We start from the raw sequence: 1915 nt of genomic DNA, 5'->3' as shown, positions 1-1915 counted from the left end.
GAAATATGCGGGGGATTGAGCGCAATGATCTGTTTTAAATCACTCAATGCATCGTCAAGCGTTTGCCCGGGTAAACCGTGCATTAAATCTAAGTTGAAGCTGTTAAGACCGGCTTGTTTTGCTTGCTCTGCCGCGTAACGTGCTTCATCGGCGCCATGAATGCGCCCTAATGCTTTAAGCTTGTCGTTTTGCATGCTTTGCACGCCAATCGAAATGCGGTTAATCCCGGCCTTTACATAGTCTTTAAAACGTCCGGTTTCTACTGTTCCAGGGTTAGCTTCAAGGGTGATTTCACAGTTGTCTGCTAGACCAATTAGTGTGTCGACTGCGTTTAACAGGCGCGTATAAGCCGCGCCTGTTAATAAGCTTGGCGTGCCGCCACCAATAAAAATACTGTGTATTTTTCGCCCTTGCACTAAGTGCAGATCGGCGGTTAAGTCATCTATTAGGTGCTGCTCGTATTCTTGTTCTGGAATTTCACCTTTTTGCCCATGGCTATTAAAATCGCAATATGGGCACTTTTGCACGCACCAAGGTACGTGCACATATAAGCTCAGGGGAGGAAGGTTCACAGGCCGCCTTTTAGTGTTAACTCGTGTAGTAATTTTTGCAGTGCTTGACCACGATGACTGAGGGCATTTTTTTGCTGTTTACTCAGCTCGGCACTGGTGCAATTAAGTGCCGGTAGAAAAAACACCGGATCGTAACCAAAGCCGCCTGCGCCGTGTTGCTGTTGAGTGATCTCGCCTTCCCAGCTCGCACTGCAAATCAATGGCGTGGGATCATCGCTATGGCGCATTAACACTAATACACACCAAAAGCGTGCGCTGCGAATTGGGTTACTACCCAGCTCAAGCAGTAGTTTATCTATGTTAGCTTGGTCAGTTGCACCAGCTCCGGCAAAGCGCGCAGAGTACACGCCCGGAGCACCATTTAAGCCATCAACCTCTAATCCAGAATCGTCGGCAATGGCGGGCAACCCGGTTATTTTTGCCGCATGGCGAGCTTTTATAATGGCATTTTCTACAAAGGTGGTGCCAGTTTCGGCCACTTCAGTGACGTTAAAATCACTTTGTGGCACCACGTTAATATGTAGCGAGCTAAGCATGTTTGCCAGCTCGTTTACTTTGCCCGGATTCCCCGTGGCAAGGACTAAGGTTTTGCTCATAATATTTTTAATCTACGTAAAATTTTTGCTGAAATTGGAGTTTTTGAATTTGCGACCCTTGTTGGATATCAATGTCAAAGCGTAAAATTTCTTCATTGGTGTATTTAACTTGCGCTAAATAATAAATCGACTCGCCTTCTTTCACTTCTTTAAAATTAAGCGTTTGCTTATTGCCTAAGAGGTTTTTTGCGCTGCCGGTTAAGGTGACTGCCTGCGCTGTTTGTGCGGCATCGTTAGTGAGGATTGAAATGTTCACTATGCCCTTATAACCACTGCGTTCGAGGTTATACGCCTGAGCAATTTGTGGCTGAATAAATGTCGAGGGGAAAGCAATATAATGTACTTGCCAATCACCAAGCTCTTTATATTGGGCACCTTGTTGTTCACTGTGCGCATTAAAGGCGAAAGCCATACAGGCAACAAAACACCATTTAATTAAACGTTGCATCATTAACTCCAAAGTTATAAAAAAGAGGTCTGTTGACCTCTTTTATTAAATTAACTGCTTAGGCTAACAGATCCATAAGCAGCATTTGTAAAAACTGAATACCAATAATAAGCACTAATACCGATAAATCTAAGCCACCCAAGGGGGGGAGTATTTTACGGATAGGTTTCAGCATTGGCTCTGTAAGCTGGTGGAATACCGCTTCAATTGGGTTATAGCCTTGACTCACCCAGCTTAAAATAGCGCGAATAATCAATACCCAAAAAACTAAGTTCAACGCTTCTTTTAACACCGTAATG

4 protein-coding genes are annotated in these 1915 nt (G+C 44.4%); all 4 read right to left on the bottom strand.

Annotated elements, in window-relative coordinates; all coding sequences use genetic code 11:
* A partial coding sequence (gene hemW / locus ABYB02_RS16855) for a radical SAM family heme chaperone HemW (RefSeq protein WP_372763516.1) occupies positions 1 to 572 on the bottom strand: 572 nt, incomplete at its 3' end.
* Positions 569 to 1168, bottom strand: a complete 600-nt coding sequence (gene rdgB, locus ABYB02_RS16850) for an RdgB/HAM1 family non-canonical purine NTP pyrophosphatase (protein WP_372763515.1) — start codon at positions 1166 to 1168, stop codon at positions 569 to 571. The genes hemW and rdgB, both read right to left, overlap by 4 nt.
* A 7-nt stretch (positions 1169 to 1175) precedes the next feature.
* Positions 1176 to 1616 carry a DUF4426 domain-containing protein gene (locus tag ABYB02_RS16845; RefSeq protein WP_372763517.1) on the bottom strand — a complete coding sequence of 147 codons (441 nt, stop codon included), beginning with the start codon at positions 1614 to 1616 and terminating at the stop codon, positions 1176 to 1178.
* 58 nt (positions 1617 to 1674) lie between these two features.
* The coding region (locus tag ABYB02_RS16840) for a YggT family protein (protein ID WP_372763514.1) at positions 1675 to 1915 on the bottom strand (241 nt) is incomplete at its 5' end.

Source organism: Pseudoalteromonas sp. (genome assembly GCF_041613455.1).
In the GTDB taxonomy this organism is placed as follows: Bacteria; Pseudomonadota; Gammaproteobacteria; order Enterobacterales; family Alteromonadaceae; genus Pseudoalteromonas.
This window is presented reverse-complemented; position numbering and strand designations above follow the sequence as displayed.